The organism is Slackia heliotrinireducens DSM 20476 (assembly GCF_000023885.1).
Lineage (GTDB): Bacteria > Actinomycetota > Coriobacteriia > Coriobacteriales > Eggerthellaceae > Slackia > Slackia heliotrinireducens.
Map to the genome: position 1 here is coordinate 292933 of NC_013165.1, position 22667 is coordinate 315599.

The window sequence follows — 22667 nt, forward strand, 5'->3', positions numbered from 1 at the left end:
GGCTTACTCCTTTCCATCCCAGAGCCGCACGTCGGCAAGCGTGTCGTAGAAGGAATTGTTCACGCTGAACGGGTCGAAATGCCCGCCGGTGACCTCCTGGTAGCCGCCCTTCTTGTGCTGGTTGCGCTGCCATCCCTTAGGCGTGCTGATCACGCCCGGCCTGATCGCATCGGAGAGGATGCATTTGCATACATAGCTGCCACGGTCGTTGAAAACTTCCACGTAGTCGCCGTCGGCGATGCCCTTGGCGGCGGCATCCTCAGGATTCAGGTAGGTCGTCGGTTCGGGGTCGAGTTCGCGCAGCGCCGGCACGTTGAACCACTGGCCATGGATGCGGTAGCGGCCCTTCGGCGTTATGACCACGAACGGGTACTTCTTGAACAGTTCGTTTTCGGGCCATGCCTCGGCCGGTTCGTACCAGTGCGGAAGGTGCGAGCCTTCGATGTCGAGCTCCTGCCCGTAATCGTTGCGTGCCGTCGGGTTCTCAAGGTAGAACTCCACGCGTCCGGAACGCGTCGTGAACTTCTGCCCCTCGAACATTACATCGAGGCCGGGCACCTTGATGACGCCTTTCTCCTTCAGGTTGGCGAACGTGAGTCCGATTTCGTGGCCGAGCGGCGTGTCGAACAGTTCGTCCATCGCCTCCTCGTCGGTCATGGGCATGAACTGGTCGCCGAAGCCGAGCTTGTCGGCCAGCATACGGAGGATTTCGGAATCGGGCTTGGCCTCGAACAGGGGGTCGACCGCTTTGGCGGAGTGCTGCATGTAAGGATGCTGCGCGAAGAACAGCGCCACGATCTCTTCTTCCTCATAATAGTTCGGGGTGGGAAGCACGATGTCGGACCAGAGCACCGTGTCGTTGAACGTGACGTCCTGCGTCACGACGAGTTCCATCTTGGGCAGCACCTTCTCGCGCAGTTCGTTGTGGTTCACCGTATTGGACAATGCGTTGGAGTTGCTGAAATGGATGGCCTTGATGGGGAAGTCTTCGCCCATGAACTTGCCGGTCTCCACAACCTCGGGAAGGATGAGCGTCGGTATGCCGCTCGGAATCTTGGCGAGGTCCATGCGCAGCCATTGGTTGTTCACGCCGACGCCGACATGCACGGGGAATCCCACGGAGCATCCCGACTTGCCGACGTTGCCCGTGATGCCGGCAAGCGTGGCCAGCGCGTGGCCGAACATGCAGCCGTTCACGTAGCAGCCGTTGCCGAACCCGTGGATGTTGCTCACGAGGTCGCCGGCTTCGAGGTGTGCGAGCTCGACGACGGTGTCGGCGTCGATGTCGGTCAGGGCCTCGACCGCTTCGGGCGTGTATTCGTCCATCTGATTGCAGAGCATGTCCCACGCCGTGCGGAACTTCTCGCCTTCGTACGTGCGGTCGCCCGAAACAGCGGGCTTCTGCGCCTGGTCGGCCGGAACGAATTCGCCAGTTGCGGCGTCCCATACGATTTCGGGGTCGATGACGGTCGGCTGGCCCGTAGCGGGGTTGACGGGGCCTTCCGTGGGCGCCACGCCCATATCGCTCGCGCGCATGAATTTGCCCGTCGCCTGGTTTACGAGGAACGGTGCGCACGTTTTGGCGGCCAAGTAGTCCTCGTCGTACAGCTTCTCGTCGATGATGATGTGGATCATGCCGCATATGAGCGCCAGGTCGCTGCCGGGTCGAATCGGCACGAATATGTCGCTCTTCGAGGCGGTTTTGGTGTAGATGGGGTCGACGGTGACCACCTTTGCGCCGGCTTCGATGGCGTCAGCCAGGAAGTGCCACGCTTGGATGTTCGCTTCGGTTACGTTATAACCCCAGATGAAGATGGTTTTCGAGTTCTTCCAATCGCTTGGGTCGTTGCTCGACGGGCCGTTCCAGTCGTTCATACCGAACACCTGGCTCGTTCCGTGGTCGATCCCCATGTCGGTGTTGTAGTCGATATACGTGCCGCCGAGCAGATTGGTGAAACGCGTGATGGTCGGCCAGCAGTTGAGCAGGCTCACGTCGCCGCCCGAATGATGGAAGGCGAGCGCCTGCGGGCCGTACTCGTCGATGATTTCCTTCCACTTCGTGGCGATAAGATCGATGGCTTCTTCCCACGTGATACGCTCCCATTTCCCCTCGCCGCGTTCGCCGGCGCGTTTCATAGGATACTTGATGCGGTCTGGATCGTAGATGCGCTGCAAGCTGGATACGCCGCGCAGGCAGATGCGGTCGTAGCACTCCTCCGGGAAGTGCGCCATTTCCGACTGCACGACCAGCCCGTCGCGCACGGTTACCGAATGGCGGCAGTATGCATGGCAGTTAGGCCGGCACACGCATTCGACGACTTCTTCCACCGGGTCCGCATAAGCGGCCTGCGGGTCGAGCGCCAGAGCTCCGAGGGCAGGTTTGCCCAGGTAGGTGGCTCCGCTTGCGACGCTCGCCGCACCGGCTGCCTTCAGAAACGTTCGGCGTGTCAGGCCGGTTTCCCCCTTTGTAACACCCATAATTCCCCCTTCTCTAGGTTGGGTTTCATATGGGTGATTGTAGAAAGCATGTGTACATATTAGAATGCACAGACAGGGACTTTCTGATAGAGCCAGATTTGGGGGGCGATATGGCGAAGGGGCGTCCGTGCCTGATGATGGTGTCGATCGATAAGAGCGATGCGGCACCTCTGTACCAACAGATCTACCGCCAGATTGCGGTGGCCATCGAACAAGGCGTCATTACGGCGGGGCAAAAACTTCCATCGCTGAGGGGGCTTGCGCAGGAGCTGGGTGTCGGGCGTATAACCGTCGAGAAGGCGTATCTGCAGCTTGCGGTAGAGGGGTACGTAACCGCGTCGGAGCGCTCGGGATACGTGGTCAACAGGCTGGATACCGATTACCTGCAGCTGCCCCAGCCGGATAATTTTACGGCGGTGGCGGAAGTTGTCGCCTCTTGCTCGGGCCGGGGTTTCGCGGGGGAAGTTACCGCTGGGCGCGCCGCCCGATACGATTTCTCCTATTTCGACCTGCAGCCTGGTTCGTTTCCCAAACGCGATTGGGCCCGGGCGCTGACCGATGCGCTTTACTCGGTAAGCGACATGCGGATGACCGGCTATCCGATAGACGCACAACCCACGCAGCTGCAGGTGCAGATTGCCGCGCATCTTGCCAGGACCCGTGGCGTGCGATGCGCTCCCGAACAGGTTGTTGTGTTTCCTGGGACGGCGAATGCCCTGGAAGGCGTTTTGCAGCTTCTGCCCAATGCCCCGCGCGTGTTCGGTATGGAAGAACCCGGCTACGACCTGGCTCTTTCGGTGGCGCAACGGCAGGGGCTCGATGTTGTGCCGCTGGCGACCGACGGGGGAGCGCAGGCGTATTTGCAGGCGGTCGAAGAGCATGCGCCCGACGTTGTGTTCGCGACGCCTTCGCACCAGTTCCCCACGGGATTCCTTATGGACCTTTCTACCAGGATCGATCTGCTGCGGTTGTCGGAGGCGCTTGATTTCTACGTAATCGAGGACGATAGCTGCAACGAATACCGGTATGGCACGGGGCCTGTGCCGAGCTTGCAATCGCTTGATGCAGGCAACCGCGTGGTGTATATGGGGAACTTTTCGAAGACGTTCACGCCGGCGCTGCGCATCGCTTTCGCCGTGCTGCCGCCTGAGCTGCTTGCGCGGCTGTATCGCGACGGAGGGCTGCTCATTCCCTCGGTCAACACCCACATCCAGGATGCCTTGGCGATGTTCATGGCCGACGGTCATCTCGACCGTCATGTGCGGCGCATGGTGGCGAGCAATCGGGAAAGGCACGATATTCTGCTCGAGTGCTTGCGGCGGGATCTTGGGGATTTCGCGCGCATTTCAGGGGTTAATTCTGGCATGCATTTCTACGTCGAGCTCGACACGCGGATGCCGCAGCGCGAACTGATAGAGCGCGCTGCCAGGCGCGATGTGCGCGTCTACGGGACCGAGCGCTTCTGGTTCTCGCGGTCGGCGCCGTCGAATGCGCTGCTCATAGGGTTTTCCTCCATTCGGGCCGAAGACATTCCGACAGGAGTTGGCGAACTGAAGCGCGCGTGGCTATGAGCTGAGTGGACATCGGGGGAGGACAACGGGGACGGAGCCTTTTGTCCCGTTTTCGGCGAGGCGGAGGCCAGGTTGGGCGCGCAACCTCGTCGCATCCCGCTCCTCAGCCCGAAAGGACGGGAAGTGTCCCTGTTGACTCAAAAATGTGACAGAAGGAAACGTCCCTACTGACTCACTACTGACACACTCGAGATGGGACAAAGGGGACTGTCCCCATTGTCCCACGGGGACGTCCCTGCCGGCACACCCGCTGACCGACAGGTTTGCCGCGTGCCAAAAACCCGCGCGGGGTTTCGCCATAGGTGGGGCGGATGGTGCTAGAATGCGCTACCAACTAGCAAAACGGGAAGGAAGCCCACGATGGCAGAAGCCGCAGAAGCACAACCTCAACAGGGCAAAGTCGCGCAGTTCATGCAGCGCAAAAACATCGAGATCTCGTTCCAGCGTTACGCCATCGACGCATTGTCGGCCATGGCGCAGGGCCTGTTTGCCTCGCTGCTCATCGGAACCATCTTCAACACCATAGGGAACCTGTCCGGCGTCCAGGCGTTCAACGACGTGGGAGGCTTCGCCAGCGCGATGGCCGGCCCCGCCATGGCCTGCGCCATCGGATACGCCCTCAAGTGCCCGCCGCTGGTGCTGTTCTCGCTCATCACCGTGGGCTCGGCGGCCAATTCGGCAGGCGGCGCGGGCGGTCCGCTGGCGGTTCTAGTGGTTGCCATTATCGCAGCTGAGCTGGGCAAAGCCGTTTCGAAGGAGACCAAGGTGGACATCCTGGTGACGCCCGCCGTCACCATCGGCCTGGGCTGCGCGCTGGCCATGCTGGCCGGCCCTTGGATCGGAGCCATCGCGACGGCCATCGGCAACTTCATCATGTGGGCTACCGAGCTGCAGCCCTTCCTCATGGGCATCGTGGTGTCTGTGGTTGTGGGCATGGCGCTTACGCTGCCCATTTCGTCGGCGGCTATTTGCGCGGCACTGGGCCTGACCGGCCTGGCTGGCGGCGCGGCGCTTGCCGGTTGCTGCGCGCAGATGGTGGGCTTTGCGGTCATCAGCTTCCGCGACAACGGTTGGGGTGGCATCATTTCCCAGGGCATCGGCACGTCGATGCTGCAAATGGGCAATATCATGCGCAAGCCGGCCATCTGGATTGCACCTACAGTGGCGGCCGCGGTGGGCGGCCCTGTTGCCACGTGCCTGTTCCATATGACGCAGAACGGCCCGGCCATCGCGTCGGGCATGGGAACCTGCGGTTTGGTGGGCCCCATCGGCCTGTACGCCGGCTGGGTTGCCGACGGCGTTTCGATCGGCGCGTTCGAGTGGCTGGGCATGGCGCTTGTGTGCGTCGTCATTCCCGCGGTTGTGAGCTGGGGCGTTGCTCTGCTGCTCCGCCGTGCCGGCGTCATCGCCGACGGCGACATGAAGCTCGACTAGCTTGCGCCAGTGTGTCAGTAGGGACGTTTCCTACTGACACAAAACTGCGCCACTGGGGACACATCTTGCGGCGACTTCTCCATGTTAATACGCAATGGGGTAATGGGAATGGGACAAGGAGGACTGTCCCCGTTGCCCCTTTCGAGCGATGGTCTGCAATGGGACAAAGGGGACTGTCCCCTTTGTCCCAAAAATGAGTCAAAAGGAAGCGTCCCTACTGACACACTACAGGTCGGCGGCGGTAAAGGGGGTGACGGTCCCCAAGGTCCAGCCGTTGCCGATGATGAAGCGGCCGTCGGCGCAGTCGAACAGCGAGATAGGGTCGGCCTGCGCAACGTTGAGACCCTCCATGCCGCTGCGACGGAACGCTGCCGAGTACACGCAGCGCATGGTGCCGCTGTTGGCGTCGGTGTAGCCCGACATGATGACCGTCTGGATGACCGGCGAGCCGTTGAACAGGGTCGGAAGCGCATACGTGCCGATGTTGAACAGGCAGCGCACCCATTCCTGGTTGAGCTGCTCCTCGGTTTTGTCCACCAGCGTGGCCTTGCCGTTGGCCAAAAGCACTGCGGTCTTGTTCGGCAGCAGCTCGCGGTCGGGCAATCCGACGGTGGCGTACATGAGCCCGCCGCCGAAGTCGTAGCTCACCGAGAACGGCAGACCGCAATCCATCAGCTTCAGCTTCAGCTCGATGGCGTCTTCCACCGTTTCGATATCGCCTTGGCGAAGCCGCTGGTAGAATGCCTGGCGATCGGCCCATTCCTGCTGCAGGCGAGCGTCTTCGGCAGCCTTCACGCGTGCCTGGTCGGCCAGATAGGCGGACTGGCGATAACTCCACGCCTGCTGCTCGGCGGCCAGCCGTGGCTCCAGGTTCGCCGCGACGTACGCCTCGCGCTCGTCGCCCTTGAACAGCCCCGGATAGATGACCTTCGCCTCGTCGCGAATGAGCGGTACGAGCGTCTCGAAACTCGGCGCCGGCTCGGGGTAGGGCGGAATCACGTATTCGCCAGGCACGTCGTTGGCCTGCATCTGGTCGAAGGCTTGCGTGCTGAACACGGTTTCAGTGTCGGTGTGCACCATAAGCGCCGCAGCCGTTTTCTGGTTGTACGCGTTCGCGCGCTTCACCATGACGGTGCGGTACTCGGCGTCCAGCTTGGCGTTGATCCGCGGCCAGTCGACCTCGCGTTTCGCCATCTCGATGGACTGCCGGTCAAGCATTTCGAGCCGCCCGCGGTACACGTGCAGGTTCTTGTCCTCGTCCAGCGAGAAGCGGATGCCGTTCTTGCGTTTGCAGGCGACCTCGCCCAGCGGCGTGAAGCCGAACAGGCCCGTTTTGCGGGCGGTTTGCTCGAGTGTGTTTTGGACGCTGGTGTAGCTGCTTCCTATATAGACGGTTTTCACGAATGCCTCCTGCAGGCGGGTTTGGTGCTCCGCCCATTCTACCGCAAGAGCCACAGCGCTGTTTTCGGGGTGCGGAAGGAGTACAATGGGCGCAAATCGGAAAGGAGGCGGGCCATGGCCGGCGGTGCGAAAAAGATCACGGCAGATGCAAGGCTGAGGGGCACCTGGCGGGGCGGTACCAGCGTCTCGCGGCAGATTGCCAGGATATTTGCCGATCGTATCCGCAGTTCAGCGGCACGCAGCCGCTCGCCATACCGTCGGGTGGACGACGATGGCGACGACCAGGCCACGCCGCCCAGGCACCCAAGCCTCAAGTAAGCTTGCGCCCTGCGTTCGCTTCGCCGGCCATCTGCCTGCGTGCGTTCTTTGGCGAAATCGGGCCACTGCCGCCCCGAACGGCTACAATGGACAGACACCTGAAGCCGACGAAAGGGCACCCATGCGAAAAGCGCAGTTCATCACCATCGCGATTGCGGTCGCTTTGGCCTGCGCGTTGACCGTGTCCTGCTCGGGCGGCGAAACCCCGTCCCAGGCGACGGGCGAAGGCGCTTCGGCGGTCTCGTCAGGCGCGCAACCCTCGGCCGACCTGGATATGGCGTCCTCGCGGACCCAGAGCGACTACCGCGACATATCCACCTATACCATTCGCATCCAGGATGTTCCCTATACGGGTGAAGCGCAAAAACCCCAGGTAGAAGTGTATGTCGAAGGCCTGGCGGAGCTCGTCGAGGGTAAGGATTTCATGGTGGGTGAATACACCGACAACGTGGAGCCGGGCATGGCGACGGTGGTCATCGTGGCCATGTCGCCGTACTACGGTGAGGTCGCGGGCCACTTTAACATCACCACGTCGCCAGACAGGCCCTATCCGGGTGCCGCCGATGGCTGGGTGCAGGACGGCGACAGCTACCAATTCATGAACGCCGCAGGTCAGCCCCTGGTTAACCAGTGGTGCGACGTGGACGGCAAAGTGTATTTCCTTGGGCCGGACGGGCGCATGGCCACGGGTTGGCTGGACTGGATGGGCGGCCGCTACTATCTGGACGAGAGCGGCGTTGCGGTCACCGGTTGGGAGGAAATCGACGACGCGTGGTACTACTTCGACGATGCGGGCGCGATGGCGACCGACCGGTGGGTGGGCGACAGCTACCTGACCGAGTCGGGAGAGATGGCCACCGACACGTGGGTCGGCGATTCCTACGTCGACGAGGACGGCGTGTGGGACAGGACGAAAACCAAGGACGACGAGGACTGATTCCCGCCGCATACCAGTGTCGCCAATAAGTTGGCGCATGGACGCATCCTGGGTGGCCAAGCCCCGCTGCGCATCGGTTTGCGCGAGTTAGGACACAACCATACAAGCCCTGCGGTCAGGGCTTTCTCAAATTTATTCAATACGATGCGTTACGATCGCTAGATGATGGTGGCAGCTTCCAGATAGGCGGTCTTGGTCCACTTCAGCTTGGAGATGATGGGGTCGGGGTCCGCGATCTCGGGGCAGCGCGACACGGCGTCGACGGCCTCGTTGAAAGACTGCATACGGATGTTTTCCCTGTCGGGGCCGACGGTCCATTCCTTATTGTCGGCGCGCTCGGCGATAAACTGGTCGGTGTACTGCTTGAACTCGTCTTCGCTGGCGAAGATGCCGGCCTTGTCGCGGATTTCGTGCAGCGCGTTCATGCCGGACTGCGCGTAGTCCAGGTACGTCTGGTGGACGAGCGACTCTTCGCTGTGCTGGGTGTCGGGCGAAACTTCCCAGCGGATGTCGTTTTTGATGTCCCAGAGGGCCACCCACGCTTTTGCGATTGCGTATTTGACGTCGTTCAGGGATGTGCTGTCGGCAGTTGCCATCATCGGAGGCTCCTTCGTCGGGGGCGGGCGCAGCGGCTGCTGCTTTGGTTGCAGTACATGGGTCGAACTAGATACCAGTATACGGAAAAACCCCGTCCATATCAGGAAGGGTTATGTATCTGAATTCATATTAGGATATGTTGGCGGCAAACGGCGCTCCGCTGCGAAGGCGTCCAGCGCACGTAGCAGATTGCTGTGCCGTCATGGCGAGGTTGTCGACCATATGCCATGGGCGAGCTTTCCGGTGCCATTGGTTTCGTCGAGCAACATCTTCACGTTGCTTGAGTAAACCGTTTTCGAGCGCGCGCTTGAAGCGTACAATGGCGCTGCTAAAGACGGACGAGGAGGGTGCCATGGCTGGGGCTAAGGGTAAGGTTGTTAAAATCGCTGCGGCAGGTGCAATCAAATATGGGCCTAAAGCTGTTGGCGTCGTCAAGAAAGCAGCAAAGAATCCGCAGGTCAGGGCTTTGGCTGGCAAGGTCGCCAAAGAGGTTGCGGAAAATCCGAGGCTCCGCAAGCAGGCCATCCAAGGAGCGGGCAAGGTTGCTCGCGGCGCGGCGGTGGCTGCCAAGGGCGCGGGCGTGATCGCTGTCGGCAAGGCTGGCATCGCGGCGGCCCGTGCGAAGGACAAGGGAGCCAAGGTAGGCGACGCCGCCAAGCAGCGCATGGCCGATGCCAAGGAGAAGCGCCAGGAGAAGAAGGCCGAAGCCGCAAAGGCCGAGCAAGCTATGGCGGTGATCGGCGCCGCAATAAAGATGACTGCAGCCGAGTTCGACGAGGCGTACGCTTCGCTAGGTCCATCGGTGAACCCGCTGGAAACGCCCGGATGCTACGCGGTGTTCCTGCTGTCCAACCCCTTTAAGCCTGGCAAAGGCGGTTTTCGTTATGACGAAGTGTACGTGGGCGCCTCGGACAACATGGCCGAAGCTGTGCGCAGGCATTTCGAAGGCAAGGGCAACGTGGACCTGTATGCGGACCACAGGCACAAGCGGGACCTGCAATACCTGGCGTTTCTGCCGGGCTGCTCCGATAAACGAGGCGACCTGATGGGGCTTCTGGGGTCGGATGACTCTTACAACGCCTACGACTGGTAGTGGTCTCGCGCGTTTATTGACGCATTAGTATATATGTAAAACCAATATGGCGAAAACCGGCGGGTTTGCTCGTCGTGAGCCGTGGTGTGCAACGGGAATCCGAAAATCTGTGCACTTGAGGGGATAATCTGCCGAAAGCGGCCCCTCGAAGGCAGTTTTTCATGGGGTTGTCGCTGCTCCTCTCGACATAATCCCAGGTCGCGGAAATCGGACGATCCGTCCAAGGGCCGAAGAAGGGCCGAATCGCGCAGATTATCCCCTCAAGTGCGCACGAAATCGGATTCTCGTTGCACGGAGGAAGTACAGAGGGATGAACGTGGCGTGGTCCATGGGTGCGTTTCGCCATGCGCTGCCGTATACGGAGATGCTGGCATCGATGGCCGCGGCCTCAATGGCTTGCGCCAGCTGAACGTCGACGTTGCACTCAATGCGTTCGGGCGACCGGAACTGCCGCATGTTGCCTTCCAACCGCTCCATCTGGCAGATTGCGAACCCGTCGCGATATGCCGGCGCGTGCGGGCTGGATACGATGACCGTATCGGGTGCAGTCTCGGCAATGTGGACTGCCACCTGGTGATATGCGTCGATGGTGCCCTGGATGCCCGCCTCTTGGCCGCATCCGACGGAAGGGATGATCAGCGGCGGGTGGGGCACGGCGTACGCTGCAACGATGGGCATAACGGCCTCCTTCGTTCGGCACGATTGCATGCTTTCTGCTTATCACGATGCGGAGCTGTGCGCAGCCCCCGGAGCCCAGGGGGTGAGCCGAAGTGTCGTCCAAGCAGGTGGGAAAGGCCGAACATTACGTGATTCGGTGCACTGGTTCGGGGTAAACTACAGACTAGCGAAGGGAGGTGCGAGCGATGGCGAACGAGCAAAAACGTGGGCCGGCGATGCTGTTTTCAATGCAGATGTCCACCGTTATCTACGAGCATTTCAAGCGGTCATCGAGGTTTCTCCGCGTGCATTTCGGCCTTCGCTACAATGCGTTCACCATACTGTTGTGCCTTTTGGAAGCCCAGCGTCCTGCCGCGGTCGCCGAGCTTGCGGACTATTTGATGCTGAGCAAGAACACCGTGCTGTCGTTGCTTCTTGCCTTGGAAGACGATGGGCTTGTGGCGAAGACCGGACGTCCGAATGACAATCGTTTCATGGAATGCACGCTCACGGACGAAGGTGTCGGCTTGGTGCGAAAGGCGTCGCGCGACGTGTCGGACATGCTGGCGAACACGTTTCTGGCATCGCTTCCCATGGACGAGTTCGCTCGTTTCAGCGACATCGATTCCGCCACGCGTGTGCTGCGCGGTCACGACGTACCGGGCTTCGGCGCCACGGCTCCTGGCACGGCGTCGATCGACAGCCGTGAATACCTGTTCCCATCGGGCCATTTTGTGGAATGGCATGTGCTGGTGGATCGCTGGAAGGCGTGCTTGCGGCGCCATTCGCCTCTATCGTTCGACGAATTCCGCATTCTCGACCTGGTGTCCTCGCGGGAGGGCATGACACTGGGCGAGGTGGCCGAAGGGCTGCAGCTGCAAAAAAGCGGGCTGAGCATATATAAAAGCCGTCTTGAGGAATCGGGTTTGCTGCAGTGCCGCCCCGACCCGTTCGACGGCCGCAGGACCGTCGTGCGATGCACGGCAGAGAGCGCGCGAATGGTCGCCGAGCTGCGTACTCGGTTGGACGAGGTGACGCGCGCGGGACATGTAGGACTGTCGGAAACCGACGCCATTGTGCTTGACGCCTGGTATATGCGCATGTACAGCAATATGCGCACAACGGCGTCAGAATAGGCATATAACTGTAACTACTTTCAATCTAGATATTTGTAAATACGCAATATGAACTGCGATAACAGTTTCGATACGATGAAATAGCTATAACTAAAATTCCCTCGTATCATGCGCGGCAACGAGCCAATCCGATAAAGGAGGGAATTATGGGAACGTTTGAGATGAACCGTCGTAAATTCGTGGCCGGGTCTGCCGTTGCCGCGCTTGCCGCCATGGGGCTTGCGTCGTGCGCGCCTTCCGGCAATGCCGAGTCTGCACAGGACGAGGCGCCGTCGGCCCCCGCTGTGGAGCTGGACCCGAACGCCGAAGAGGTGGACGTGGTCGTCGTCGGTGCCGGCATTTCAGGTCTGGCTGCGTGCGTGCAGGCCGCTGAAAACGGCAACAGCGTCATCGTGCTGGAAAAGGGCGGTGCCGCCGGCGGCAATGGCGTGGGAACCGAAGGAATTTTCGCCGTGAACTCGAGCTTCCAGCAAGAGCAAGGCATTCAGATCAACCCCAGCGACATCGTTCACACCGAGCTGAGCGAATCTCAGTGGCGCAGCAGCGGGGCCCTGTGGCTCGACCTGGTGAGCAAGTCGGCCGACAACGTGGCCTGGCTGCAGGAAAAGGGCGTCGGCTTCAGCGGCGTGGTCGACAACTACCACGTGGGACTGTTCAACACCATGCATTGGTGGAAGGACAACGTGGGCGCCGTGGGCTATGTTCCGCCCATGCAGGCTGCAGCCGAAGGTTATGGCGTCGAATTCCGTTTCAATTCTCCGGCGAAGCAGCTCGTCATGGCCGATGGGGCTATTGCCGGCGTGGTGGTCGAAGGGCCCGAGGGCGAGTATCAGATCAAGGCCAAGGCGGTCATTCTGGCGTCGGGCGGCATTGGCGCGAATCCCGAGTACCTGAAGGAAACGGGGTGGACGCAGGAAAAGGTCGACGAGATGATGGTCGTCTGTTCGCCTAGCGTCGAAGGTGACGGCTACCGCATGGCACGCGAGGTCGGCGTGAAGAGCTTCCTGGCGAACGCGGCCATTCAGTCGTTCCAGGGCGTGCGCGCGTTCGGCAACGACGATACGGTGCCGTACAACAGCCCTCTGAACGGCGGAAACGGCTTGGTTGCGCTGGGTGGCGCCCTGTGGGTAGACCAGGATGCACACCGCTTCTGCGACGAGTCCATCGCTATGGTGTTCAACATGGCCGCGAATGCGACCGCATGCCTGGGCAACAAGGAGAATTACGCGATCTTCGATCAGGCCTACATCGACGCGCTGGGTCTGGACGACCATGACCAGGAGATTCTTGATGCGGCTGTAGCTGGGTCCGATCCCGAAAGCGTGTTCTCGGCTGGCAGCGTTGCCGAGCTGGCCGATCATTTCGGGCTCGATGCCGACGTGCTGCAGGCGACGGTGGATCGTTACAACGAGCTCGTTGCTGCGGGTGCTGACACCGACCTGGGTAAAGATGCCGCATTCCTGGCGCCTATTGCCAAAGCACCATTCTATATCGCCAAAATTGTGAACAACATCGTGGTGGTAGACGGCGGCATCACTACCAACATCCGCGCCGAGGCGCTCGACGAAGACATGAATCCCATTCCCGGTCTGTATGCGGTCGGTCTTGACGGGGCCATGCTGTGGCGCAACGTGTACACGCAGAACATGCCAGGCACGGCCGTGGGCAACAACGTGAATTCGGGCCGCAATGCGGCAAATGCGGCTCGCGATTACATCGCCGGTCTGTAGCGGCACTCGGAAAACGAAACGCCCATCCCCTCCAAGACGGCGGCGCCCCTGGGAAAACCTGGGGGCGCCGCCGTTTACGCCTGTGAAAAGCAGCATGGAAGCCAAGCTGACAATGCATTATCCGGTCTTTTGCGGGGCTTGCTCTGACAGCAACTTGTTTCCGACCGCTCCTGCGCATAGGGTGTGCTATAAGGAGCGCCTAATCGGATTATGCGGATTCCCCACACGAGAGGAGGCCCGAGTAGGAATCCCTTTCAGGTTCGAGGCTTTCCCAACAAGCTAGTTCTTTGGTGCGGTTTCGGCAATACAGGGTGTGACTTGGCAATATATATCGACAGTGTCCTGGACGCCCTTCTTCTGGTCGCATCTGATGGAAGGAGGTATTAACGGTAGGAGGGAAGTGGCATGTACAGCAACGATGAGCATGACGGTCACCTGAGAAATGGTCGAGAATGGCATCGTAGCTCGAGTATGTCTTTTATTAAACGTGGATGCTTCGAGCGTTGGCTCGAAGCCATGCGCGGCGGGTCCTTTTCTAGGCAAGTGTTTTGGGAGCTGCCTGTAACGTTGCAAATAGGTATCTCGGCAAGACATTGTCACTTGATGAGATGAGTACCGACAATGTTGGTTAGTCATATAGCAAAAAACGTCAATAAACATAAGGCGCAGCGCCGCGAAACCAGGACCGTCGCGGGGCGCCGCGGCAAGCAGGGTATTCGGCCTTGCGGCTTTGAGCCACATGTCCCAAACCCTCGCGCCCGAAGGCGGATGCAACCGAAAAACGCCTGTTTGATGCCATAATGAAGATAGGTATTGACGCAATGAGAACAACATAATCAACGTGTCGTCGATGGCTCGATTCGTAGGGAGGTTGCTATGAAACGACTGATTATGCTGCCCTTTACAGCAGCGATTGCACTTGCGTGCGCAACGGGTTTCGCCTATGCCGAAGAGGCCGTCGAACAGGAGGTGGCGGCCGACGACATTGTTGCGTCTGAGCAGGGCCTCGTCGAGCAAAACGCCGTCGAAGAGGCCGACGAGGCGGTCGTTGCCCAGGAGGCCGCCGCCGATGAAGCGGACGATGCCGTGCAGCCCCTTTCGAACACGTTTGACGGATGCAGCTTCTACGTGGAGGGAGGTCCCTTCTACTTTACGGGAAATCCGGAGACTCCCATCATCTCTGTCGAGGGCCCTGGTGGCGAGGAGCTCGTAAACGGGAAAGACTTCGAGGTTGAGTACTCGATGGACCTGGGTCCTGGCGACGTGTATTACAGGGTCATCGGCCTCGGCTCCTATGAGGGCGCCAGCTATGAAGGTTATTTCTACGTCATTCCCACCGGAACGTATCCTTGGGACGCGATAGAACTAGAGAATGGCAAATGGCTGAAGAATTCCAAGGGCTGGTGGTATCGGTATGATACCAGCGGGTGGGCCTGCGGCATATTCGCTTCCGAAAACGGGAAGATCTACTACTTCAACGATGCCGGGTATATGGTTACGGGGTGGCAGACCCTCAACTACTCAGGTAACGACTACATGATCCTCGAAGGCGGCGATATCTATTTCGCGAGCAACGGCGCCATGCAGTTCAGATGGTCGAAGATCGGCGGTAAATGGTTCTACTTCGATTGGCCGACGGGCGTCGTGCAATACGATTGGCTGCGGATTGACTCCAACTGGTATTACATCGATTACAACAAGGGCATGCTGACCGGATGGTCGAAGATCGGCGGCAAGTGGTATTACTTCAACAAGTCGGGTGTCATGAAGACCGGTTGGCTGAAATCCGGTAGCAATTGGTACTACCTGAAGAGCTCCGGCGCCATGGTCACCGGCTGGTACCAGGTCGGCTCGAAGTGGTATTACTTCAACAGCAGCGGCGTGATGCAGGCCAACAAATGGGTAGGCAACTACTATCTGACCAGTTCAGGTGCTATGGCCACCAATACATGGATCGGCAACTACTACGTGGGCGCCGACGGCAAATGGGTCAAGGGCAAGACGAAGTAGGGCGACGCGCATCGGATACGACAAGGCCTGCAGCATTCACGCTGCGGGCCTTTTTGCATCGGGAAGCGGTAGGTTGCGTTCGGCACATTCGGCATCTGCGGGTGAAAATGTGACCGATGGGGCACAAGCGTGACTATTGCATAAGCATAGATATTTTGATGCGTGAATAATCTTGAAAACCGCATGCCAGGGTGGTATTTTTTTGGTTGTCACGTTAATCCACGTCAAAAGGAGGTACGCCTATGGCAACTGTAGAAGAGCTCGTTAAGCAGTACGAAACCGATAAGGATCTGCAGAATGAAATTGCGAAGATCCTTGCTGACGGCAAGGTTTCCGCCATGGAGTTCATCTCGTTCTGCAAGAAGCATGATGTAGCCATCTCCTTGGACGAACTGCCGAAGTATCTCGAGCAGGCAAAGGCTCTGGGCTTCAACATCAAGTAGCATCCCGGCGCAGTTAGTTTTACGAGTGAGGGCGGTCCCGTCAGGGCCGCCCTTTTTATGTGGGACAAGGGGGACAGTCCCCTTTGTCCCATCGGTTTACTATCTGGCGTGAAGGCGGAACGTGCCTATTGCGTTGGCGAATTCCTCATTTTTTGCAGCAAAACGCATGTTGTGCATTGTAAAAAGCCGACTTTCGCAGTTTGTCTTGCCTGACGCTTAACGTTTGGCCAGGTCGCGACTTCCAAAAAGCGTTCTAAATGCGGCTTCCCAATGCACAACTTCAAATCTGGTGCAAAAAGTCACCGATTTGCCGACATTTATGCGGTATCTCGCATATGCAGGGGATCGCGTGCCGAAAGTTGGTGTCACGGGCCGCTTTGAGATAGGAGCGGCCATTGCCTAGAATCGGTTTTTGCAGAAACGAACGATTCGAGAGAAAGGCAACGGCCACCATGGACACTCTACAGGAAAAGGAAGCTTTGAAAAACCTCCCGTTCAGGGAGGACGGAACGATAGACCTCGTCGAGCTCGCGAGGGTCCAGCTGGAGGCGACGGTCAACCAGATCATGGACTGGCAGGCCGACGAGCTGTGCGGAGAGGGCAACCGCCGCAACGGCTATCGCGAGCGCAAGCTCGTCACCGTGCTCGGCGAGATCACGCTGCGCATACCGAAGCTGCGCGAGGGGACGTACTTCCCAAGCGAGCTGATAAGGCCCTACTCGCGCGTGGACCGCGCCATGATCGCGGTCGTGAAGGAGGTCTACGTGCGGGGGCTGTCGACCCGCAAGATCGAGAAGGCCGCAGACGCGCTGGAGTTCGCGTCCCTGAGCCCCTCGCGCGTCTCGCGCATGACCTCCGACCTCGACGAGGAGGTCGCCGCGCTCAACGCGGAGCGCTTCGACGGCGTCGAGTTCCCCTACCTGTGGCTGGACGCCACCTACCTCAGCTGCCGCGACGAGGGCCATGTGCAGTCCAAGGGCGTCGTCACGGCCATAGGCTGCGGCGACGACGGCTCGCGCCGCTTCGTCGGCTTCGGCGTGGTCGACACGGAGTCGGCCGTGTCGTGGAAGGCGTTCCTGCGCGGCCTGCGCAAGCGGGGCGTGACCGGCGTCAGGTGCGTCGTCTCGGACGACCACGAGGGGCTCGTGCAGGCGATCGCGGAGGTCTTCCAGGGCGCCGCGTGGCAGCGCTGCATCGTGCACCTCGAGCGCAACGTGGCCGGCTGGTTCTCGAAGAGGGAGGACAAGGCCGTCGCCACGGCGGCGATGAAGGCGGTGTTCGCCGAGCGCGACCCCCAGCTCGTCCGGGCGGCGTACCGCCAGGCGACCGAGCGCATAGCCGCGCTCAAGCCGCATGCGGGCGAGCTGCTGGAGGACGCGGAGCCCGACGCGCTGGCCTACCTCGACTTCCCCTACGAGCACCACGTGAGGCTGCGCACCAACAACGTGCAGGAGCGCGCCAACGAGGAGATAAAGCGCAGGACCAAGGTCGTCGGGGTCTTCCCGTCGGTCGAGTCCATGATGCGGCTCGTGGGGTCCGTGCTCATCGACGTCAACGAGGAGTGGCTCGAGATGAACTTCATCGACGCGGCGTCGCTCAAGGACGTCCGCCGGTCCGAGCCCGATCGCTCCCCGATCCCCGAAGACGTGGTCGAGCTCGCCAGGGTCCGAGTCATGACGGCAATAGAGGAAAAACTGGGAAGGGCTGCGTGATGCGGATGGTGTAGGATGTAACCGGTTCCGGGTGATGCTGCGTTTGCTCGGGCGGGCTAAAGCCCGCACCTCGCAAACGCAGTCGTGACACCAACAATCGGCGCACTACCTATGCAGGGCGCAAGGAGCAGCTCCTTGCGCCCTGCGGTTTGCAGGTGCGGTTTGATGGGCGCCAGCAGGTTGATTCCTGCGATAGCCTGCGCCTGACCAGCGGTTATTCAGGGTCGGGACCTGAGGAGGCAAGGGCGCGTCCGGCTGGGGTGCCTTCGTACTTCTTGAAGTTCTCGACGAAGAGCTTCGCCAGGTTGCGGGCCTTGGCGTCCCATTCGGCGGCTTCGGCATAGGTGTCGCGCGGGTCCAAGATTGCGCTGTCCACACCGGGCAGTTCTGTGGGAACCTCCAGCCCGAAGATGGGGATGACCTTCGACGGAGCGCTCAGCACGTCGCCGTTCAGGCACGCGTCGATGATGCCGCGGGTGTCTTTGATCGAGATGCGCTTGCCCGTGCCGTTCCAGCCGGTGTTAACCAAAAACGCCCGCGCGCCGGCCTTGTCCATCTTGCGTACCAGCTCATCGGCGTATTTCGTGGGATGCAGTTCCAAAAACGCCTGGCCGAAGCACGCCGAAAAGGTGGGCGTGGGCGTGTCGATGCCGCGCTCGGTGCCGGCCAGCTTCGCCGTGAATCCTGACAGGAAGTAGTATTTGGCCTGGTCATCCGTGAGGATCGACACGGGAGGCAGCACGCCGAAGGCGTCCGCGGACAAGAAGACCACCGTGTTCGCGTCGGGTCCGGCGGAAATCGGGCGCACCTTCTTGACGTTGTTTTCGATGTGGTCGATGGGGTAGGAAACGCGGGTGTTCTCGGTGACGGATTTGTCCGCGAAGTCGACGCGGCCGCTCGCGTCCACGGTGACGTTTTCCATCAGGGCGTTTCGCCTGATGGCGTTGTAAATATCGGGTTCGGACTCCTGGTCCAGGTCGATGACTTTGGCATAGCATCCGCCCTCGAAATTGAACACGCCGTTGTCGTCCCAGCCGTGCTCGTCGTCGCCGATGAGCAGGCGTTTCGGGTCGGTGGACAGCGTGGTTTTGCCCGTGCCGGAAAGCCCGAAGAAGATGGCGGTGTTTTCGCCGTTCAGATCGGTGTTGGCGGAGCAGTGCATGGCGGCGATGCCCCGCAGCGGCAGGTAATAGTTCATCATCGAGAACATGCCCTTTTTCATCTCGCCGCCATACCAGGTGTTCAGGATGACCTGCTCGCGGCTGGTGATGTTGAATGCCACGCACGTTTCGGAATGCAGGCCCAGCTCGCGGTAGTCGTCGACCTTCGCCTTGGATGCGGCGTACACCACGAAGTCCGGTTCGAATACGGCCTGTTCGGCGGGGGTGGGCTGGATGAACATGTTCTTCACGAAATGCGCCTGCCACGCCACCTCGACGATGAAGCGCACGGCCATGCGGGTGTCTTCGTCGGCGCCGCAGAAGGCGTCCATCACGAACAGGCGCTTGCCGGAGAGCTGTTCCAGCGCGCGGCGCTTGACGGCGTCCCACACGGCGGGGCTCATGGGATGGTTGTCATTTTCGAAATCGTCGGAGGTCCACCATACGGTGTTGCGGGAATTCTCGTCTGCGACCAGGTATTTGTCCTTCGGCGAGCGCCCCGTGTACACACCGGTCATGACGTTGACGGCGTCCATGCAGGTGAGCTGGCCTTTCTCGTAACCGGAAAGGTCGCTTCGCAGCTCTTCGTCACGAAGGAAATCGTAGGACGGGTTGTGGATGATTTCGGAGGCATTGGTTATGCCGTATCGGGTCAGATCGAGTTTAGTCATGGCAAATCGTCGTCTTTCTGAATTCTGGGGCGGGACGGTGGGGACGGAGCCTTTTGTCCCGCTACTGAGGGTGAAAGGAACAAAGGGGAGGCCGCTTTGTCCCAAGGAAGGCCTCCATGTGTCCCCAGTGGCACAAAAGTGTGTCAGTAGGAAACGTCCCTACTGACACACGGGGCTGGGCTATCTCGCGCGGGAGGCGTTGTCGGGGTTCATAATCATGGTCTGGAAACGGCTGGTCATGAAGTCGTTGTCGTAGTGCTCGTTGCAGAATTCGACAATGGCGGGGGTGTCTTCGTAATCCATGGTGCCGGCCTCGCGCTGGTACCAGCTGTCGAAGGATGCCAGTGTAAGCACGCAGTCGATCGTCATCAGCACCGTGCATACCATAGTCACGCTGTAGCGCCAGTTCCACGGGATCTTGTTCACGATCTTGAGCATGATGGGCAGGGCGAAGCGCACCCACGCCAGGCCGAGCGCGCCCCACATGCACATGAACATGAAGTTGGTACGGCCGTCGATATTGAGGAACGTGCCGGAATAATCCCAGGCCACAATGCCGAAGGACACCTGCATGAACCAACTGACGAAGAACTCGAAGGCACCGCCGATAATGCCGCTCACCACGAAGATGATGAAGGGGTTTCTGTTATAGAAGCGGTTGAGCGCCACGGTCATGAGCACGGCGCCGACACCGTAGATGGGGCTGAAGGGGCCGTACAGAAGGCCGGCGCGGTCCTGGTAAACCCCGAAATCCACTACCGTCATGTGGTAGATGACCTCGACGACCAGCCCCAAAAAGCAGCAGACCACAAACACCCAGAAGATGTTGAAGAAGTTCAGCGTGATGTAGCCGCGTCCGGTGGTGTCGCGGCCCAGCGTGCCGTCTTCGGCCTCGGCCTTGCGGTTGAGGGCCAGAAGCTTACGCTGCAGCCGACGTTCTTCCAGAAGGGCCGGGTCGCAGTAGGATTGGATGGCGATCAGGATGACCATGTTGATGCCCGGCGCAATCATCTGGGAGGACATGCCGGTCATCATGTAGTTGCATACCATGATGAGCGCTTCGATCGTGATCAGCACGTTGGCGATAAGGGCCGCCCGACGCCGGTTGCCGCGAATGAGCCGTACGCCTAAAACGACGAACAGGACGGCCGCCGCGACGGAAAGCACGGTCGAAACCAAGGTGATGACAAGCGCCGTGGTGGTCTGATATTCCAGCTCCGACAAATCGACTCGGCCGAAGAAGCCGACCAGTGTGAGTATCGCAAGCACGAACGAAAGCACCTGCAGGCCACCTGCGACGATGGACAGCGCGCCGTAGATGCGCACGAACAGCGAAAGCTTTTCAGGCTCCTCGTCGCGGACGTTTTCGATAATGTCCAGCGTTCCGTTCGGTTCTGCCATGTTGACGGATCCTTTCTTGCGACCTCGAAAATGGGACAAAGGTGACTGTCTCCTTTGTCCCAGCAATAGTTTAGGCGCATGATGGCGATGCGCAACAGAAAATATCAATATAGCAAAGGCGAGATAACAGGTAAGACACGACGGGCCTGGTGCGCCGTTGGAATCTCGGGCCGGTCGCTTCCATATGTCGATAAATCATGTGAATTCCCGCATATGAAATGTACGACTTGTGCAGTGTGTCGGCTATGCCGTGCCGATATTGATACACTTTCCCGAGCGATTCAGCGGCGTGCCTCCGACGCACCAGGCGAACGAGGTTTGGCGCTGGATCGCTTTACGTTGTTTGTACTGAGGAGTCACCTGTTCTATGTTTGAGTTGCTTTCCGCCATCGACGGGTTCGTGTGGGGCCCTGCGATGATCGCGCTCCTTTTGGGGTCGCACGTGTTCCTGACGTTCCGCCTCGGATTCATTCAGAGGCGTCTGCCCCAGGCAATCCGCCTGTCGTGGAAGAAGGACAAGGGAGCGGAAGGCGACATCTCGAACTTCGGCGCGCTTTCCACCGCGCTGGCGGCAACCATCGGCACAGGCTCCATTGTCGGCGTGGCTACGGCAATCATCGCTGGCGGGCCCGGCGCCGTGTTCTGGATGTGGATCGCGGGCATCTTCGGCATCGCCACGAAATACGCCGAGGTGTTCGTTTCGCTCAAATACCGCGTGAAGGACCATAACGAAGAGATGCTCGGCGGCGCCATGTACGCCTGGGAACGCGCTTTCAAGAAGGACGGCAAGACTCCCATCTGGGCGAAGGTCATGGCTGTGCTGTTTGCGGTGTTTGCGGCCGTCGCCGCCATCGGCACGGGCAGCGCCGTGCAGGCGAGCGCCATGACGGGCATCATCACGTCGAACGTGGACGTGCCCGCCTGGGTCATCGGCATCATCATCGTGGTGATGTCGGGTGCCGTCATCCTTGGCGGCGTGAAGAAGATCTCTACCGTGTGCGAGCGGCTGGTGCCCGTTATGGCCGTGGGCTATGCGGCGGGCTGCATCATCATCCTGTGCATGAATTGGCAGTACCTGCTGCCGGCGCTGTGGGAGATCCTCCGTTGCGCGTTCACTTCGAGGGCTGCGTTCGGCGGCGCCGTGGGCAGCGGCGTTGTGGTGGCGCTGCAGTTCGGATGCGCCCGCGGCCTGTTCAGCAACGAGAGCGGGCTGGGCTCGGCGCCGATCATCGCGGCGGCTGCGCAGACCCGCAACCCGGCGCAGCAGGCGCTGGTGGCCATGACCGGCGCGTTCTGGTCCACGGTGGTCATCTGCCTGTTAACGGGCATCGTGCTGGTTTCCACCATGCTGGCGTACCCTGAAATCCAGGAAATGATTCTGGCGAACCCGACTCTGTTCACGGGCGCGCAGCTGTCGTCCATCGCGTTCTCGAAGATACCGGTCATCGGCACGCCCATCCTGGTGCTGGGCATGGTTGCGTTCTCGTATTCCACCATCCTGGGTTGGAGCTATTACGGCAGCCGCTGCGCCACCTACCTGTTCGGCCATCGTGCCGTGCGGCCCTACCAGGTGATTTACGTGCTCATTTCGTTCCTCGGGGCCATCGGCGTGGGCGATGTGGTGTGGCTGGTCAGCGACATCGGCAACGCGTTTATGGCCATCCCGAACATCATCGTGACGCTGGCACTGTCGGGCCTGGTGGCGCGCGAGACGAAACATTACGTCTACGACGGCCACCTGGACGACGAGTGCCTGGATGACATCCCGAAGGTGTATACCAAGTAACCGTGGGGCTGTGGGCCAAAGCCAGTGTCCGGGCCCGTCGACGGGCAGCGCGGCGACCGTCGTCCTCAATTAGGAATTCTAGAGAAAAGGCCTAGTGGAGTAGACCAAAAGTGTCGACGGATTCTGCTTTGC

At 60.2% G+C, this 22667-nt stretch carries 16 protein-coding genes; 10 read left to right on the forward strand and 6 right to left on the reverse strand.

Features of this window, described 5'->3' with window-relative positions:
• Positions 1 to 3 precede the first annotated feature (3 nt).
• Positions 4 to 2478: a molybdopterin-containing oxidoreductase family protein gene (locus tag SHEL_RS01185; protein ID WP_012797420.1), complete on the reverse strand. Its 2475-nt coding sequence runs from the start codon at positions 2476 to 2478 to the stop codon at positions 4 to 6.
• Positions 2479 to 2612: 134 nt separating this feature from the next.
• Between SHEL_RS01185 and pdxR the strand changes: the two genes are divergently transcribed.
• Entirely contained in the window at positions 2613 to 4049 is a 1437-nt protein-coding gene (gene pdxR / locus SHEL_RS01190) for a MocR-like pyridoxine biosynthesis transcription factor PdxR (protein ID WP_012797421.1), read from the forward strand.
• A gap of 360 nt (positions 4050 to 4409) precedes the next feature.
• Positions 4410 to 5483, forward strand: coding sequence for a PTS sugar transporter subunit IIC (locus SHEL_RS01195; RefSeq protein ID WP_012797422.1), 1074 nt, complete (start codon positions 4410 to 4412; stop codon positions 5481 to 5483).
• A gap of 225 nt (positions 5484 to 5708) precedes the next feature.
• On the opposite strand, the gene SHEL_RS01200 is transcribed toward SHEL_RS01195, so the two are convergent.
• Complete coding sequence (locus SHEL_RS01200; protein ID WP_041422432.1) at positions 5709 to 6884, reverse strand: hypothetical protein; 1176 nt, start codon at positions 6882 to 6884, stop codon at positions 5709 to 5711.
• 439 nt (positions 6885 to 7323) lie between these two features.
• Between SHEL_RS01200 and SHEL_RS01210 the strand changes: the two genes are divergently transcribed.
• Positions 7324 to 8139, forward strand: coding sequence for a cell wall-binding protein (locus tag SHEL_RS01210; protein ID WP_012797425.1), 816 nt, complete (start codon positions 7324 to 7326; stop codon positions 8137 to 8139).
• Positions 8140 to 8297: 158 nt separating this feature from the next.
• Here SHEL_RS01210 and SHEL_RS01215 read toward each other — a convergent pair whose 3' ends face one another.
• A complete protein-coding gene (locus tag SHEL_RS01215) occupies positions 8298 to 8738 on the reverse strand; it encodes a hypothetical protein (RefSeq protein WP_012797426.1) in 441 nt (146 codons plus the stop codon).
• A 350-nt stretch (positions 8739 to 9088) separates the two neighbouring features.
• On the opposite strand from SHEL_RS01215, the gene SHEL_RS01220 reads away from it, so the two are divergent.
• A complete protein-coding gene (locus tag SHEL_RS01220) occupies positions 9089 to 9829 on the forward strand; it encodes a hypothetical protein (protein WP_041422433.1) in 741 nt (246 codons plus the stop codon).
• 252 nt (positions 9830 to 10081) lie between these two features.
• On the opposite strand, the gene SHEL_RS01225 is transcribed toward SHEL_RS01220, so the two are convergent.
• Complete coding sequence (locus SHEL_RS01225) at positions 10082 to 10507, reverse strand: DODA-type extradiol aromatic ring-opening family dioxygenase (protein ID WP_012797428.1); 426 nt, start codon at positions 10505 to 10507, stop codon at positions 10082 to 10084.
• Between the two features lie 185 nt (positions 10508 to 10692).
• Between SHEL_RS01225 and SHEL_RS01230 the strand changes: the two genes are divergently transcribed.
• The 5 genes from SHEL_RS01230 (at position 10693) to SHEL_RS01250 (ending at position 17517) form a co-directional block, all read left to right on the forward strand.
• Positions 10693 to 11622: a MarR family winged helix-turn-helix transcriptional regulator gene (locus tag SHEL_RS01230; protein ID WP_012797429.1), complete on the forward strand. Its 930-nt coding sequence runs from the start codon at positions 10693 to 10695 to the stop codon at positions 11620 to 11622.
• A 146-nt stretch (positions 11623 to 11768) separates the two neighbouring features.
• Positions 11769 to 13352 carry an FAD-dependent oxidoreductase gene (locus SHEL_RS01235; RefSeq protein WP_012797430.1) on the forward strand — a complete coding sequence of 528 codons (1584 nt, stop codon included), beginning with the start codon at positions 11769 to 11771 and terminating at the stop codon, positions 13350 to 13352.
• 876 nt (positions 13353 to 14228) lie between these two features.
• On the forward strand, positions 14229 to 15362 hold the full coding sequence (locus tag SHEL_RS14110; protein ID WP_012797431.1) for a PspC-like choline-binding domain-containing protein: 1134 nt from the start codon (positions 14229 to 14231) through the stop codon (positions 15360 to 15362).
• A gap of 242 nt (positions 15363 to 15604) precedes the next feature.
• A complete protein-coding gene (locus SHEL_RS01245) occupies positions 15605 to 15805 on the forward strand; it encodes a hypothetical protein (protein WP_012797432.1) in 201 nt (66 codons plus the stop codon).
• A 452-nt stretch (positions 15806 to 16257) separates the two neighbouring features.
• Positions 16258 to 17517 (forward strand): IS256 family transposase, encoded by a 1260-nt coding sequence (locus tag SHEL_RS01250; protein WP_012797433.1) that lies wholly within the window; start codon positions 16258 to 16260, stop codon positions 17515 to 17517.
• Between the two features lie 214 nt (positions 17518 to 17731).
• Here the strand turns inward: SHEL_RS01250 and pckA are convergent, their stop codons facing one another.
• Together pckA and SHEL_RS01260 are read right to left on the reverse strand one after the other, a co-directional pair.
• Positions 17732 to 19348, reverse strand: coding sequence for a phosphoenolpyruvate carboxykinase (ATP) (gene pckA / locus SHEL_RS01255; protein WP_012797434.1), 1617 nt, complete (start codon positions 19346 to 19348; stop codon positions 17732 to 17734).
• 180 nt (positions 19349 to 19528) lie between these two features.
• Positions 19529 to 20749 carry a putative ABC transporter permease gene (locus SHEL_RS01260; protein WP_012797435.1) on the reverse strand — a complete coding sequence of 407 codons (1221 nt, stop codon included), beginning with the start codon at positions 20747 to 20749 and terminating at the stop codon, positions 19529 to 19531.
• A gap of 367 nt (positions 20750 to 21116) precedes the next feature.
• Here SHEL_RS01260 and SHEL_RS01265 point away from each other — a divergent pair, with 367 nt between their 5' ends.
• Positions 21117 to 22535, forward strand: coding sequence for an alanine/glycine:cation symporter family protein (locus SHEL_RS01265; protein WP_012797436.1), 1419 nt, complete (start codon positions 21117 to 21119; stop codon positions 22533 to 22535).
• The last annotated feature ends 132 nt before the right edge of the window (positions 22536 to 22667 follow it).

Bases quoted from the DNA above. Each gene is read 5' to 3' on its own strand.
- SHEL_RS01265 (WP_012797436.1), top strand. From the start codon at position 21,117: ATGTTTGAGTTGCTTTCCGCCATCGACGGGTTCGTGTGGGGCCCTGCG.
- SHEL_RS01195 (WP_012797422.1), top strand. From the start codon at position 4,410: ATGGCAGAAGCCGCAGAAGCACAACCTCAACAGGGCAAAGTCGCGCAG.
- pckA (WP_012797434.1), bottom strand. From the start codon at position 19,348: ATGACTAAACTCGATCTGACCCGATACGGCATAACCAATGCCTCCGAA.
- SHEL_RS01250 (WP_012797433.1), top strand. From the start codon at position 16,258: ATGGACACTCTACAGGAAAAGGAAGCTTTGAAAAACCTCCCGTTCAGG.
- SHEL_RS01225 (WP_012797428.1), bottom strand. From the start codon at position 10,507: ATGCCCATCGTTGCAGCGTACGCCGTGCCCCACCCGCCGCTGATCATC.
- SHEL_RS01235 (WP_012797430.1), top strand. From the start codon at position 11,769: ATGGGAACGTTTGAGATGAACCGTCGTAAATTCGTGGCCGGGTCTGCC.
- SHEL_RS01220 (WP_041422433.1), top strand. From the start codon at position 9,089: ATGGCTGGGGCTAAGGGTAAGGTTGTTAAAATCGCTGCGGCAGGTGCA.
- SHEL_RS01210 (WP_012797425.1), top strand. From the start codon at position 7,324: ATGCGAAAAGCGCAGTTCATCACCATCGCGATTGCGGTCGCTTTGGCC.
- pdxR (WP_012797421.1), top strand. From the start codon at position 2,613: ATGATGGTGTCGATCGATAAGAGCGATGCGGCACCTCTGTACCAACAG.
- SHEL_RS01260 (WP_012797435.1), bottom strand. From the start codon at position 20,749: ATGGCAGAACCGAACGGAACGCTGGACATTATCGAAAACGTCCGCGAC.
- SHEL_RS14110 (WP_012797431.1), top strand. From the start codon at position 14,229: ATGAAACGACTGATTATGCTGCCCTTTACAGCAGCGATTGCACTTGCG.
- SHEL_RS01245 (WP_012797432.1), top strand. From the start codon at position 15,605: ATGGCAACTGTAGAAGAGCTCGTTAAGCAGTACGAAACCGATAAGGAT.
- SHEL_RS01185 (WP_012797420.1), bottom strand. From the start codon at position 2,478: ATGGGTGTTACAAAGGGGGAAACCGGCCTGACACGCCGAACGTTTCTG.
- SHEL_RS01215 (WP_012797426.1), bottom strand. From the start codon at position 8,738: ATGATGGCAACTGCCGACAGCACATCCCTGAACGACGTCAAATACGCA.
- SHEL_RS01230 (WP_012797429.1), top strand. From the start codon at position 10,693: ATGGCGAACGAGCAAAAACGTGGGCCGGCGATGCTGTTTTCAATGCAG.